The sequence below is a fragment of the Kribbella sp. NPDC051718 genome, from assembly GCF_040681515.1.
Classification (GTDB): Bacteria; Actinomycetota; Actinomycetes; order Propionibacteriales; family Kribbellaceae; genus Kribbella.
In genome coordinates this window covers 131,146-144,759 of sequence record NZ_JBFAYZ010000006.1, presented here as the reverse complement: position 1 = coordinate 144,759, position 13,614 = coordinate 131,146, and the positions used below count along the sequence as shown (strand labels likewise).

Here is a 13,614-nt window from a genome sequence, read left to right as displayed (position 1 = left end):
TCCAGGTGGACCTCGTAGCGAACTTCCAGCGCCAGATCGAGCAGTTCGAAGACCTCGGCTCGCCCATGTACGCGGACCTGCTCCGGCGGGTCGTGGACGACTATGAGCTCGGTGCCGTGTCCAGCCGGATCCTGGCCGGCTGTGAGGACCTGCCGCAGGACTACGTGGTCGCGCTGCCTCTGCTGGGCGCTGTGCATCGCATGGTGCTGGCAGGGGAGGCCCCGGAGCTTGCCGTGTTCTATCCGAGCGTCGGGGGCGAGTGGGATCCGGTGCTCGGCTGGGAGGCGTTCGAGCAGCTGCTGTCCGCCCGGGTGCCGGAGCTGCGCAGTCTGCTTTCGCAGGTGCCGCAGACCAACGAGGTGGGCCGGTCTATCGCTCTCTACGGTGGGCTGCTCCGGCTGCTCGAGGACGTGCAGTTGCCGGTGCGGCTGCTGGAGATCGGGTCCAGTGCTGGGCTCAACCTGCGGGCGGACCAGTACCGATACTTGGCGGATGGGGAGAGCTTCGGGCCGGCGGACAGTCCGGTGGTGTTCGAGGACGCCTGGTCGGGTCGGCCGGTGGTGGACGCACCGGGGTTACGGATCGCGGAGCGGGTCGGCAGCGACATCGCACCGGTCGACTCGCTGAGCGACGACGGTGCTCTCACCTTGACGTCGTACGTGTGGCCGGACCAGACCGCCCGGTTGGAGCGGCTGCGGGGTGCTTTGGCGATCGCCCGGTCGGTGCCGGCCGACGTACGGCGGGAGGACGCCGTGTCGTTCCTCCGCAACGTGGAGCTGTCCGAGGGGCACGTCACGGTCATCTGGCACTCGGTCATGTGGTTCTACCTGAAGCCGGACGAGCAGGTGGAGGCGCTAGGGCTGATCGACGCGCTGGGGGAGCGCGCGACTTCGACGACGCCGCTGGCGCATCTACGGTTCGAGCACGATCGGCGTACGCCGGAGTCGGACGTCGAGTTCCTGGTCGTCCTGGAGACCTGGCCGGGTGGGGTACGCCGGGTGATCGGCAGCGCAGGAGCGCACGGGCTACCGGTTCGCTGGGAGTGAGGCGACCAGGGTGTCGGTGAGCTCGGCGGCGTACCGGCCGTCGGGGTCGAGGTCCGGGTCGAAGATGCCGATGTCGAAGCCGACGCACCTGGGTGAGGCGAGGATGGGCTTCAGGAGCTCGCGCAAGTGCTCGTGCTGGAGGCCGCCGGGGTCCGGACTGTCCACCGCCGGCATCACCTCCGCGTCGAGGATGTCGACGTCGAGATGGACCCAGAAGCCGTCGAGATCGTCGCGCTCCAGGTGGCTGAGCACGCCGGCTGCAGCGGCGGCTGGGTCTTCGATGACGTCGAGCGCCGACCAGTGCGGAATCCCTGCCTCTCCGAGGGTTTCCAGGTAGGCCTCGTCCTCCCGGTAGCCGAGCATGACGGCATCGGTGTCGCGCACATAGGGCTTTCGCTGCTCCAGATCGGTGAGGTCGTCCTGACCGCGCCCGGTCACCAACGCGAGGGCCTCACCACCGGCCGCTCCGACGTACTCGTCGTTGTCGACGGTTCGCAGGTCCGAGTGCCCGTCGAGGTACACCACGCCGTACCGGCCAAGCCTCCTGAGCGCGAGCGCCGGCCCGAGCAGGTTGCTGCATTCGCCACCGAGGAGCACCACGAACCTGTCCTCAGCCAGCAACTTCTCGATCCGGTCGGCCAGCTTGGTCGTGTAGCCGGCCATGGCCGCTGCGTTGAAGACCCCGTCCCCGGGCTTCCAGTCCCCACGGTCGTACCGGGGCGCGGTCACGCAGCCCGCGTCCGCGGCCCCGATCCGCTCGAGGAACCGCTGATCCCGGACGGCCCCCGCCATCTTGTAGCACCCGGGCACAGTGCCAGGGGCCGGCGGCCGCAACCCCAAGTTCGACGGCCCATCCACCACAACCCTGTCCCGCCCCATGCCACTCTCCCTAACCACTGAACATGACCTTCCGGTTAGCTGACTCTACTCCCACGCCAGGTGCACAGGGACGAGTTAGATCAGGATCGAAGGCCTTTGGCCGGGCTGGCCGATTCGGTTTTGCTTTGGCTCCCAGGCCGCCCCGCCGACGGGCGCCCGAGCCGGAAGGCCCTACATGCGCACAGGAACAAGAACGGGTGCCAAGCGCACCGCTCTGCTACTTGCACCGTTGGTCGGCCTCGCTGGGATCCTCCTCCCGAGCCCAGCCGAAGCTGCCGGACCCCGTCCCGACTTTCACGCACCATGGAACTGCGGGGAGTCCCGTTCCTACTCGCACCACGCCACCGAGGTGCCGCAGGCACTCGACTTCATCGGCGCACCGGGCGGTGACCTGGGCTCGCCGGTACTCGCCACCGCCGCCGGTACGGTCGTCTCGGCCGGTGTCAACGGCGGCTACGGCAACGAGGTGGTGCTCTCCCATGGCAGCGGCTGGTCCAGCCGCGTGGCTCACCTCAGCGCGATCAACGTGTCGGTCGGACAACAGGTCGATGCCGGTCAGAACCTCGGCCTGGTTGGATCCACCGGGAACTCCACCGGACCACACCTGCACTACGAACAGTTGGCCGACGGCGTACAGGCGCCGATCGTGCTCGACGGTACGGCGCTGGAGTACCGGCCGACACCCACTACCCATGTCGGCCGCAACTGCCCCATCCAGCGGTTCGCATTCGCGAATGCGGCTGGTCAGGTGTTTGCCAAGGATGGCGCGTATTCGCCGTGGCCTGGTGCGTTGAACGGTGGTGGTGCGTCGAAGGTCGTCTTGAGCGGCGAGTGGATCGGGATCCTGGATGGCACCAATTTCTGGGCGAAGTCGGGGATCAACGGCGGCTGGAAGTTGATGGCCCAGGGCGCTGGGATGCGGGATATCGCGATCGATGGCGAGCGGTTCGCGTTTGTGAACTCCGCCGGTCAGGTCCTGGTCAAAGACGGTGCCGATTCACCGTGGTCGTCGCCGATCAATGGCGGGACCGCCACCAAGGTTGTGCTCGACAGTGGCTGGATCGGCGTGCTGCAGGGCGGCAGTTTCCTGGCGAAGTTCGGCATCTTCGGCTCCTGGAAGGCTCTGGCCGGCGGCGGTGACGTCATCGATGTGGCCCTGGACGGCGACCGTTTCGCCTTCGTGAACAGTGGTGGGTTCGCGTTCGCCAAGGACGGTGTGGATTCGCCGTGGCCGGGTGCGCTGAATGGTGGTGGTGCGACGCGGATCGAGCTGGAGAGTGGCTGGATCGGCGTGCTGCAAGGCGGCAGTTTCCTCGCGAAGTTCGACATCTTCGGCACTTGGAAGGTACTGGCCGACGGCGGCCAGGTCAGCGATATCGCCCTCGGCGGCAACGGCTGGTTCGGATTCATCGGCTCCGGCAGCTTCTTCGCCAAGCAGGGCGCCGACACCAACTGGCTGCCCATGGCAAGCGGTGGCCAGGTCCGCGACCTCGCCCTCGAAACCTGATTCCGATGAAGGAGCCCAAGTTGTCCAAGTTCAGCTCACTGCGACGCCTGCTCGCCCTGGTCGTGATGGCCGGTGCGCTCGTGGCTCTGCCCGCGATGTCCGCCCAGGCGGACTGCCCGAGCATTCCGCCCGACGGGGACCTGGCCGTCACCCAGATCGTCTACCAGGTAGGTACCGAACTCGCTGTCTCCGACAAAGTCATGCTCGCCGGTTTCGAGACCGGCTGGGTCGAGTCCCGGATGAACAACCTCGACTGCGGCGACCAGGACTCGCTCGGCGTCTTCCAGCAGCGCCCGTCACAGGGCTGGGGGACACCGGAACAGATCAGGGACGTCCGATTCGCATCGAACTCCTTCTTCACCCGGGCCAAGAACTCCGACGCCGCCCACCCCGGCTTCACCGCCGGCCAGATCGCCCAGGACGTGCAGCGGTCCGCTCACCCCGACCGGTACGACGCAGCCGAAGGCAAAGCCCGGTCGATGATGGCCGAGGTCGCGATCCAGCGGTTCGCGTTCGTGAATACGGCTGGTCAGGTGTTTGCCAAGGATGGCGCGTATTCGCCGTGGCCTGGTGCGTTGAACGGTGGTGGTGCGTCGAAGGCCGTGCTGAGTGGTCAGTGGATCGGGATCATGACCGGCGACACCTTCTGGGCGAAGTCGGGGATCAACGGCGGCTGGAAGTTGATGGCTCAGGGCGCTGGGATGCGGGATATCGCGATCGATGGTGAGCGGTTCGCGTTCGTGAACTCCGCTGGTCAGGTGCTGGTCAAAGACGGTGCTGATTCGCCCTGGTCGACGCCGATCAACGGCGGAGCGGCGACCAAGGTCGTGCTGGACGACGGCTGGATCGGTGTCTTGCAGGGCGGCGGGTTCTTGGCGAAGTTCGGCATCTTCGGTGGTTGGAAGACGCTGGCCGGCGGCGGTGATGTGGTCGACATCGCGATCGACGGCAACCGTTTCGCTTTTGTGAACAGTGGCGGTTTCGCGTTCGCGAAGGACGGTGCGGATTCGCCGTGGCCGGGTGCGCTCAACGGCGGTGGTGCGACGCGGATCGAGCTGGAGAGTGGCTGGATCGGTGTGCTGCAGGGCGGCAGTTTCCTGGCGAAGTTCGACATCTTCGGTACCTGGAAGGTGCTGGCCGACGGTGGCGGCGTCACCGATATCGCTTTGGGTCGCGGCGGCTGGTTCGGATTCATCGGCTCCGGCAGCTTCTTCGCCAAGCAAGGTACGGACACGAATTGGTTGCCCATGGCAAGCGGTGGCCAGGTCCGCGACCTCGCCCTCGAAACCTGATCTTTCACCAACAGTGAGGAGAACGACATGACATCTACCGGCCACACTTCCCGTGGCGTCGCCCGCCGTACCGTGCTCGCCGCCTTCCCTGCAATGGCAGCGGCGGTGGCGATCACCACCGCAGGCCCAGCCGCCGTTGCGTCAGCGGCAGCTGCCGTACCCGCCAAGCGGCCCCAGTGTCTCGCTGACCTGGTCGCCGCCCCCACAGCCGGAAAGGATCGCTGATGGCCTCCATTCCCTGGCTCGCCGACGTCCTGCGCGAAGCCGGTGTCAGCGTGGTCGAAGAGGGCAACTGGCAGGGCCGCGGTACCGGTGGCGCCTTCGACCCGATCGGCGTGCTGTGGCATCACACCGCCGGCAATCCCAGTCCCTCCAGCCCCAGCCCATCACTCGGTATCTGCATCAACGGCCGCTCCGACCTGGCCGGTCCGTTGTGCCACGCCCTGGTCGACTACAACGGCGTCTTCCACATCATCTCGGCCAACAGCGCCAACCACGCCGGCCCGTCCGGTGGCAGTGGGCCGATCCCGGCCGGCAACGGCAACGCCATGCTGATCGGCTGGGAGATCGAGTACAACGGCGTCAACGCGGCGATGACCCCGGCGCAGTACGGCGCATCGGTCACCGCCACGGCCGCCGTACTGCGGCGGCTCGGCAAGGACGCCTCCTACGCCCGCGGCCACCGCGAGACCGGCATCGAGGGCAAGCCCGACCCGGCCTTCGTCGACCTCGACCAGATGCGTGCGGACGTGGCAGCGCGGATGATCTCGCGGTTCGCCTTCGCCAACAGCAGCGGCCAGGTGATCGTGAAGGACGGGGCGTACTCGCCCTGGGAGAACCCGATCAACGGCGGTGGGGCGAGCAAGGTCGTCCTGAACGGCCAGTGGATCGGGATCATGACCGGCGACACCTTCTGGGCGAAGTCGGGCATCTTCGGCAACTGGCTGGGGATGGCCGCCGGCGCCGGCATGCAGGACATCGCGATCAGCGGTGACCGGTTCGCCTTCGTCAATGCCGCCGGCCAGGTCCTGGTCAAGGACGGGGTCAGCTCGCCGTGGCCGAGCCCGATCAACGGCGGTGGCGCGAGCAAGGTCGTGCTCAGCGGCGGCTGGATCGGGGTCAAGCAGGGCGACTCGTTCCTCGCCAAGTCCGGGATCATGGGGTCCTGGCGGACGATGGCCGACGTACCCGGGCTGAAGGACATCGCCATCGACAACAACCGGTTCGCCTTCGTCAACGGGGCCGGCCAGGTGTTCGTCAAGGACGGCGTCGACTCGGCCTGGCCGACCGCGATCAACCCTGGTGGAGCCAGCCGCGTCGTCCTCAAGGACGGCTGGATCGGGGTCCTCCAGGGCGGCGACTTTCTGGCCAAGTTCGACATCTTCGGTGGCTGGAAGACGATGGCGTCGGGTGGTCAGGTGCCGACATCGCCCTGGGCGGCAACGGCTGGTTCGGATGTGTCGGCTCCGGCAACTTCCTCGCCAAACAAGGCGCCGACAACGGCTGGCTGCAGATGGCCCCCACCGGCACCGTCCGCTCGATCGCACTGGAGACCTGATCCGGGGTCGTGTCAAGTCCGGTCCGCCGGGCTTGCCACGACTCCGCCGGGCTTGCCACGACTCGGCCGGGCTCGCCGCGACGACGGACCACAGCGCCGGAGGCGCCCCATGCTAAGGATCCACTTCTCCGCCACCGACATCGCCCGACTCCAGATCCGCGACACCCCGCACCCGCTCTGGGAGGCTCTGCTGAGCCTGCACGTCCTGCAGAGCACCGGCGGGCCCCACTTCACCGACTGGCGCCGCGACGCCGCGCGCAGGATGTACGGCGCCGAACCCCTGGTCGAGCTCGCCTGGCCCTGGGGATACTCGCCGGACTTCCTCACCCCTGACCTTCCCGGGGCCGGAATCGAGGAAGCCGTCGCCGTGCTCCTGCACACCCCGCGCGAGCGGATCGCCGCCGATGTGCGCGAGCTGGGCGCCATCCGGCGGCTCGGGGCGGCCAATCTCGCTGTCGCGGACGGCGACGAGCGCGCGCTTCGCTGGCTCGGCACCGCGGTGCGCGCGTACCACCACTCCGCCCTCGGGCCGGTATGGCCGGCGGTGGTCCGGCTCGTCGCGGAGGACGCCGAAGCCCGCCGCCGGATCCTCGACCTGGACGGCGTCGACCGCCTGCTGGCCACCCTGCACCCGATGGCCATCTGGCGTCGTCCGGTCCTGGAGATCGACTACCCCGTCGACCAGGACCTGCGCCTAGGCGGGCGCGGCCTGGAGCTGATCCCGTCGTACTTCTGCCAGGACATCCCGATCACCCTGAAGGACACCGGCCTGCCGCCGGTACTCGTCTATCCAGCCAACCGCCCAGCCCCGGTCGCCGACGCATCCCTGGCCGCCCTAGTCGGCAACACCCGCGCCGCCGTCCTCGAAGCGGTCGCGGTAGGCCGCACCACCACCGAACTGGCCCACGAACTGGGCGTGTCAGCCGCCAACATCAGCCACCACGTAGGCGTCCTCCGCAAAGCCGGCATGCTAACCACCCAACGCCAAGGCCCCAACGGCTTCCACCGCCTGACAGTCCTAGGCACAGCCGTCCTAGGCAGACGCCTCTGACACCCCCGACCCATCACCCCCGATCCAGCCCCCCACCCCGCCCCGGCCCCTCACGCCCCGAACCACCGCCCCGACCCCGCGCACCGTCCCCCAACGGTTGCCCCCGCCGCACCGCCCCCGCCGCCGGCGCCTGCCCCTCCAAGAACCGCATCTGCGCCCCCGCCTCACCCGACCGCTCCCACCCAGCCCGCCGCTCACCCGCCGGATTTGGATAACTCACCGGAAGCACATCCGCGCCCCCACCGCGATAATGCCGACGAATCTCCTCAACTTTCGAATTCAGCTTCTGCCGAATCTCCTCCGCGACAGTTACTCCGGTCTCGGTCGGCGAGTCCTTGAGCAGCGGCCAGGCCCGGTGCGCCATCGCCCCGATCAGCGCTGCACGGACCTGCCGTCGGTGCTCCTGATGGAACGGCACAACGTCGCTCAGCCGATTCCGTACTACGCCGTCCGCGAGCTGATCGAAATGCATCACACCAGGGCCGTGGGACGCCTCCTCGATGATGGCCAGGCGATCCTTGGCCGGGCCCGAGACTTGGTGCAGGAGATTCTGGGTCGCCGCGTAGGCTCCGGGATAGCTGGGCGTGGGCAGTTCCAGTCCTGGATACCCGGCGCGGCGTGCGAACGCGGCGAAGTCCTGCAGAGTGCGGACCTCGGCGAAACCTTCTATCAAGCCGAGTGAGTGCTCAGACCGTACGGCGTTCGGCTCGTCCGGTGCATCCGTCGCCATCCCAGCATGGGTTGCCTCATGCAGCACTGTGGCCAGCGCCTGTGATTGGTCCGCGGGGTCTGTCAGTGATGTCGAGCCCGTGAGATGGCGCAGCGTGCGGTCAGCTGACAGGCGGATGTCGCCGGTCTTGCCGGAGAACGCTCCCCAGCGCTCGGAGTCGGTGGCGTAAAGCGTCCCGCTCCAGCGATCGACCGAGGTGGGCCGCAGGCTGCGGGCGAGTCTGTAGAGCCGCGAGAATTCCTGATAGACGGCCGAATCGCGAGGGACGAGGCGGTCGGCCATCGCTCAGTCCGTTGGTGGCTGGTAGCCGTCCAGCGGAAAGGTCGGATCGCGCAATTCGTTCTCGATGTGCTCCAGCACTCGCGTCATCGCGCGAATGTGCGGCGCCTCGTCGGGTGCTGCTCGATCGGCGATGGCCCAGATTTTGCGGCGGGCTTCTTCGAGAGCTGCGATCTTTTCCTCGGTGGTGCCGTCGACGGGGTAGGAGTCGGCGTGGATCTGGCCCGCCTCGTGGTAAAGGGCGCTCCATTGGCGCGGTGGCGGCTCCGGCTTGGCCAGGTCCTCGGCCATTCCGAGCGCGAAGGCGAGGTCGTCCGCCGAGGCATCGTCGGGGACCAGAGCTCGTAATTTCTCCTGCTCTGCCGCGATGTCGGCGCCTTGCTCGCGAATCCTGTCGCGGGCACGCAGGAACGCGTTGTTGAAGGCGTGCAGGTCCAGGGGCATGGGGAAGACGATAGCTAGTGGGGGTGGGGTGTGGTGGGAGTTATCCACAGGGTTGGGGGGCCGGTAGACTCGGGGAGTTGCCTGGGGGTACTGGTGACGTTCTGCTCCACCGGAAGAAACGGACTGTGTTCTCGTGTTCGACACGCTTTCTGATCGCCTGTCCGCCGCCTTCAAGAATCTGCGCGGCAAGGGCAAGCTGACCGACGCCGACATCGACGCGACCGCCCGGGAGATCCGGATCGCGTTGCTGGAGGCCGATGTCGCGCTGCCGGTGGTGAAGGACTTCATCGCGGCGGTCAAGGAGCGGGCCAGCGGCGCCGACGTGCGCGGCGGGCTGAACCCGGCGCAGCAGGTGATCAAGATCGTGAACGAGGAGCTCGTCACGATCCTCGGTGGTGAGACGCGTGAGCTGCGGATGGCCAAGCGGCCGCCGACGGTGATCATGCTCGCGGGTCTGCAGGGCGCCGGTAAGACGACGCTGGCCGGCAAGCTCGCGAAGTGGCTGAAGGAGACCAAGCACCAGACCCCGATGCTGGTCGCCGCCGACCTCCAGCGCCCGAACGCGGTCACCCAGCTCCAGGTGGTCGGTGAGCGCGCCGGCGTACCGGTGTTCGCGCCCGAGCCTGGCAACGGCGTCGGTGACCCGGTCGAGGTCGCCCGGCAGGCGATGGCCGAGGCGAAGACCAAGCAGTACAGCGTCGTCATCGTCGACACGGCCGGCCGGCTGGGTGTCGACGAGGAGCTGATGAAGCAGGCCGCGGACATCCGCGACGCGGTCACCCCGGACGAGATCCTGTTCGTCGTCGACGCGATGATCGGCCAGGACGCGGTCACCACCGCGCAGGCCTTCCTCGACGGTGTCGGCTTCGACGGCGTGGTGCTGTCCAAGCTCGACGGTGACGCCCGTGGTGGTGCCGCGCTGTCGATCGCGCAGGTCACCGGCCGCCAGGTGATGTTCGCCAGCAACGGCGAGAAGCTCGAGGACTTCGACGTCTTCCACCCCGACCGGATGGCGTCCCGCATCCTCGGCATGGGCGACGTGATGAGCCTGATCGAGCAGGCGGAGAAGTCGTTCGACGCCGAGGAGGCGGCCAAGACCGCCGCCAAGCTGCAGAAGAAGGGTGGCAAGGAGTTCACCCTGGACGACTTCCTCGCCCAGATGCAGTCGGTCCGCAAGATGGGCCCGCTGACCAAGATCTTCGGCATGCTGCCCGGCGCGGCCCAGTTCAAGGACCAGCTGGAGAACTTCGACGAGCGCGAGATCGACCGGATCGAGGCGGTCATCCACTCGATGACGCCGGCTGAGCGGACCGATCCGAACATCATCAACGGCTCTCGCCGGCTCCGGATCGCGAACGGCTCCGGCACCGAGGTGGCCACCGTCAGCGGTCTGGTCGAGCGGTTCTTCGAGGCCCGCAAGATGATGTCCGCGATGGCGTCCGGCAAGGGAATGCCGGGGATGCCCGGTATGCCCGGCATGCCGGGAGCGGGCGCGGGCGGCCGTAAGGCGAAGCAGCAGGCCAAGAAGGGCAAGCCCAAGCGCGGTTCGGGCAACCCGGCCAAGCGCGCCAACCAGGGCTCCAGCGAGCCGGCGGCCCCCGCGGCCGGTCAGCTCCCGGCAGCCTTCGGCGGCGGTGGTACGGGCGAGAACTTCGAGCTCCCGGACGACCTCAAGAAGATGCTCGGCGGGAACTGATCGGGAGCGCCGGCCGCCACGCCAGGTAGTCGGCCGGTCCTATTACACGGATCGGTCACAGAGCGCAAGTCTCCCATCGGGCAGCAACACGGGCCCGATCGTCCACGGTTGCCCAGGCCCCACTGACGGCTAAGATCGTGACTACGCCCGAAGCACTCAGGTACTGCGGATTACGTCGTGAGGGACGGTCTGGATGAGGCAGCAGTTCAAGAACCTGGACACGTGGCGGGGCAAGCTGACCGCTGTCTGGGTCTGTATTGCGCCGCCGACGGCCCTGGTCGTCGTGTTCGTGGCCGGTGGGGTCACTTCGAACACGTTCATCGTCGACGCCCAGGCGCTGAGTCAGCCGCGCCAGGACCAGGTCTTCGACGAACTCGCCGGTGACCTCCCGTCCGGTCCCGGCGTCGACGGCAGCATCCCGACCGAGCAGAAGTCCCAGATCGAGGTCCCGGTCACCGGGGCGGTCGACAGCCCGCAGCAGCCGACTCCCGGTGTCAGCGGTGACGCGTCCGGCATCCCGGGCACGGTGCTCGCGGCGTACCAGAAGGCTGCGAACGACCTGGCCGTGGCACAGCCCAACTGTGGGATCACCTGGCCGCTGCTGGCCGGTATCGGCAAGGTCGAGTCCGCCCACGCGAGCGGCGGCCGGGTCGACGCGAACGGCGTCACCCGCGGCAAGATCCTCGGTCCGGTGCTCGACGGTGGCCCGGGGATGTCGGCGATCGCCGACACCGACCACGGTGTGTACGACGGCGACACCAAGTGGGACCGCGCGGTCGGCCCGATGCAGTTCATCCCGGGTACCTGGGCGTCCTTCGGCGCCGACGGCAACGGCGACGGCGTGAAGGACCCGCACAACATCTTCGACGCGGCCCGCGCGGCCGGCGACTACCTCTGCGCCGGCGGCGCGAACCTGAAGGATCCGGCGGGCCTGGTCCAGGCGGTACTGCGCTACAACCACTCGATGGACTACGTGTCCACGGTGCTGCGCTGGATGCAGACCTACAGCAACACCACGGTGACGATCCCGGACAGCACCGACCCGATCACCCCGCCGGACGACAACGGCAACGTGCAGAACGACCCGACCCCGCCGCCGAACACGCCGGTGACGACGCCGCCGACCACCCCGGCCACCACGCCGAGCAAGACCCCGACGCTGACGCCGAAGCCGACGCCGAGCAAGACGACCCAGCCGACCAAGGGCCCGAACGGCGGTACTCCGGGCAGGCCGACGACCGTGCCGACCAGGCCAGGGACGCCGACCTCCCCGACGACACCGACCACGCCACCCACCAAGCCGACGACGCCGCCGACGGAGACTCCGACGACGCCGCCGACGACCACCCCGACGCCGCCTCCGACGACGCCGACGCCGTGCAAGCCGGACGAGACACCGCCGCCGACCGCGCCACCCGCGCCGACCCCGAGCTGCACCGCGCCGCCGACCACCCCGGCCCCGCAGGAGACGGACACTCCGACCCCCGCGCCCCAGGAGACGGAAACCCCGACGCCGGCCGCCTCGCTGAGTTCCACCCCGGCCTGAACGGGCACCCTGGCCCGGCTTGACCGAGCACGGTGACTTAGCCTGGCTCACTGGCCCCACGCTGGCCTGAAACGGCCTACTGACCGGCCACTGAGACCCGGAATCGGGTCGTGAACGTTAAGATTTCCCATCGCCGGAGCTGATCCGACCGGTCCGGCAGGGCCCTGCTGAGCGTGCCGCCCAGCCGTTCGGCGCAAATCTCGGACCGCTGGGCTATCGGCTCAGGTAACTTTCCGTCGTTCCTCGGTAACTTTCTGGCGCGTGGGTCGTTGGGGGAACTATGCGCCTAACCCGTAGTGGTAACCGTCGGGTCAAAATAATCATCGCTTCACTGTGCACGGCCCCCCTGCTGGTAGGGGCGATCGTGACAGTCGCTTCGGGCGGAGCCGGTGCCTCCGGCCAGCTCGCGGCGGACAGTCCGGTCGCTCCTTCGCCTGGAGCCGGACTGAACAGCGGTGAATTCGACGAACTGACCATGATCGTCCCGCAGCGTCCAGGAGTGGACGGCCGGATCGGATCTGACAAGCCTGCCCGGGCCGACGTGCCCGTCCAGGGCGCCACCGACGGCCGGTCCGTGGTCCGGCCGGGACGACCCGGTGCCGTCAACGGCATCCCCCGCGGGGTCTTCCCCGCCTACCGTCGCGCCACCGCGAATCTCGCCGTGGTCCGCCCCAACTGTGGGCTCACCTGGCCGCTGCTGGCCGGGATCGGCAAGGTCGAGTCCGACCACGCCTCCGGTGGCAAGGTCGACGTGGCCGGCACCACCCGGGGCAAGCTGCTCGGCCCGGTGCTGAACGGCAAGGCCGGCACCGGCCGGATCAAGGACACCGACAAGGGCCGGTACGACGCCGACCTGGTCTGGGACCGCGCCGTCGGCCCGATGCAGATCGTGCCGGGCGTCTGGAACGAGTTCGGCGCCGACGGCAACGGCGACGGCTTCCGCAACCCGAACAACGTGTACGACGCCGTCACCACCGTCGCGGTCTACCTGTGCTCCGAGGGCGACGACCTGAAGCGCCCGCGCGATCTGGTCGCCTCGCTGCTGCGCTACCAGCACTCCAAGGACTTCGTCGCCACCGTCCTGCGCTGGATGCGCGTCTACAGCAAGAGCGCGGTCCTGGTGCCGAACCTCACCGGCAAACTGGCCACGCCCAAGACGACCGGCAACGTGGAGACCAACGTGGACCCGCGCGAGGTGCCGGAGGTACCGGACGACCCGACCACCGGTACCACGGTCCCGCCGACCGCGAAGCCGAGTGTGCCGACGTCGACCGACAGGCCGCCGACGATCCCGGACCCGATCGGCACGCCGACCGGTCGTCCGACGAGCCGTCCGACGCACACTCCGACCGGCAAGCCGACGCCGCCGCCGACCTCGGACACCCCGACGCCGACTCCGACGCCCACGCCGACACCGACCCCCACGCCCACCCCGACCGACACCCCGACGCCGACCGAGACCCCGTCCGGCTCCCCGTGCGCTGCCGAGACGAACCCCACGCCCTGCACCCAGGGCAGCGGCTCACACGGCTAGCGGCACTCGGCACGGCACCTCGTCTCACTGGGGCAAAGGCAACGATGGAAAG

General features: G+C 68.5%; 11 protein-coding genes. 8 read left to right on the top strand and 3 right to left on the bottom strand.

The features are described 5' to 3' along the window. Nucleotides 1-5: 5 nt before the first annotated feature. The gene (locus AB0M15_RS23235) at nucleotides 6-1,046 is read left to right on the top strand and encodes a DUF2332 domain-containing protein (RefSeq protein ID WP_363822671.1); all 1,041 of its coding nucleotides are present in this window, start codon (nucleotides 6-8) and stop codon (nucleotides 1,044-1,046) included. On the opposite strand, the gene AB0M15_RS23230 is transcribed toward AB0M15_RS23235, so the two are convergent. Further along, nucleotides 1,026-1,925, bottom strand: a complete 900-nt coding sequence (locus AB0M15_RS23230) for an arginase family protein (RefSeq protein WP_363822668.1) — start codon at nucleotides 1,923-1,925, stop codon at nucleotides 1,026-1,028. The genes AB0M15_RS23235 and AB0M15_RS23230 overlap by 21 nt on opposite strands. A 349-nt stretch (nucleotides 1,926-2,274) precedes the next feature. On the opposite strand from AB0M15_RS23230, the gene AB0M15_RS23225 reads away from it, so the two are divergent. From AB0M15_RS23225 to AB0M15_RS23210, 4 genes are read left to right on the top strand one after another with little or no spacing between them, the layout of a single operon-like run. After that, nucleotides 2,275-3,432: a M23 family metallopeptidase gene (locus AB0M15_RS23225; protein WP_363822666.1), complete on the top strand. Its 1,158-nt coding sequence runs from the start codon at nucleotides 2,275-2,277 to the stop codon at nucleotides 3,430-3,432. A 5-nt stretch (nucleotides 3,433-3,437) separates the two neighbouring features. Next, complete coding sequence (locus AB0M15_RS23220; protein ID WP_363822663.1) at nucleotides 3,438-4,724, top strand: hypothetical protein; 1,287 nt, start codon at nucleotides 3,438-3,440, stop codon at nucleotides 4,722-4,724. 27 nt (nucleotides 4,725-4,751) lie between these two features. Beyond that, nucleotides 4,752-4,949 (top strand): hypothetical protein, encoded by a 198-nt coding sequence (locus AB0M15_RS23215; RefSeq protein WP_363822661.1) that lies wholly within the window; start codon nucleotides 4,752-4,754, stop codon nucleotides 4,947-4,949. Continuing rightward, on the top strand, nucleotides 4,949-7,333 hold the full coding sequence (locus AB0M15_RS23210; RefSeq protein ID WP_363822658.1) for an N-acetylmuramoyl-L-alanine amidase: 2,385 nt from the start codon (nucleotides 4,949-4,951) through the stop codon (nucleotides 7,331-7,333). The genes AB0M15_RS23215 and AB0M15_RS23210 overlap by 1 nt, the downstream gene beginning before the upstream one ends. A gap of 13 nt (nucleotides 7,334-7,346) precedes the next feature. On the opposite strand, the gene AB0M15_RS23205 is transcribed toward AB0M15_RS23210, so the two are convergent. Together AB0M15_RS23205 and AB0M15_RS23200 are read right to left on the bottom strand one after the other, a co-directional pair. After that, a complete protein-coding gene (locus tag AB0M15_RS23205) occupies nucleotides 7,347-8,345 on the bottom strand; it encodes a hypothetical protein (RefSeq protein WP_363822656.1) in 999 nt (332 codons plus the stop codon). 3 nt (nucleotides 8,346-8,348) lie between these two features. Beyond that, the gene (locus AB0M15_RS23200) at nucleotides 8,349-8,786 is read right to left on the bottom strand and encodes a hypothetical protein (protein ID WP_363822654.1); all 438 of its coding nucleotides are present in this window, start codon (nucleotides 8,784-8,786) and stop codon (nucleotides 8,349-8,351) included. A 133-nt stretch (nucleotides 8,787-8,919) separates the two neighbouring features. Here AB0M15_RS23200 and ffh point away from each other — a divergent pair, with 133 nt between their 5' ends. From ffh to AB0M15_RS23185, 3 genes are all read left to right on the top strand, one after another. Next, complete coding sequence (ffh, locus tag AB0M15_RS23195) at nucleotides 8,920-10,482, top strand: signal recognition particle protein (RefSeq protein ID WP_363822651.1); 1,563 nt, start codon at nucleotides 8,920-8,922, stop codon at nucleotides 10,480-10,482. Nucleotides 10,483-10,675: 193 nt separating this feature from the next. After that, complete coding sequence (locus AB0M15_RS23190) at nucleotides 10,676-12,028, top strand: lytic murein transglycosylase (protein WP_363822648.1); 1,353 nt, start codon at nucleotides 10,676-10,678, stop codon at nucleotides 12,026-12,028. A 364-nt stretch (nucleotides 12,029-12,392) separates the two neighbouring features. Continuing rightward, entirely contained in the window at nucleotides 12,393-13,562 is a 1,170-nt protein-coding gene (locus tag AB0M15_RS23185; RefSeq protein ID WP_363822645.1) for a lytic transglycosylase domain-containing protein, read from the top strand. Nucleotides 13,563-13,614 lie beyond the last annotated feature (52 nt).

Coding starts and splice junctions, on each gene's coding strand:
- AB0M15_RS23230 (WP_363822668.1), bottom strand. CDS start 1,925: ATGGGGCGGGACAGGGTTGTGGTGGATGGGCCGTCGAACTTGGGGTTG.
- AB0M15_RS23220 (WP_363822663.1), top strand. CDS start 3,438: ATGAAGGAGCCCAAGTTGTCCAAGTTCAGCTCACTGCGACGCCTGCTC.
- AB0M15_RS23215 (WP_363822661.1), top strand. CDS start 4,752: ATGACATCTACCGGCCACACTTCCCGTGGCGTCGCCCGCCGTACCGTG.
- AB0M15_RS23210 (WP_363822658.1), top strand. CDS start 4,949: ATGGCCTCCATTCCCTGGCTCGCCGACGTCCTGCGCGAAGCCGGTGTC.
- AB0M15_RS23205 (WP_363822656.1), bottom strand. CDS start 8,345: ATGGCCGACCGCCTCGTCCCTCGCGATTCGGCCGTCTATCAGGAATTC.
- AB0M15_RS23200 (WP_363822654.1), bottom strand. CDS start 8,786: ATGCCCCTGGACCTGCACGCCTTCAACAACGCGTTCCTGCGTGCCCGC.
- AB0M15_RS23190 (WP_363822648.1), top strand. CDS start 10,676: ATGAGGCAGCAGTTCAAGAACCTGGACACGTGGCGGGGCAAGCTGACC.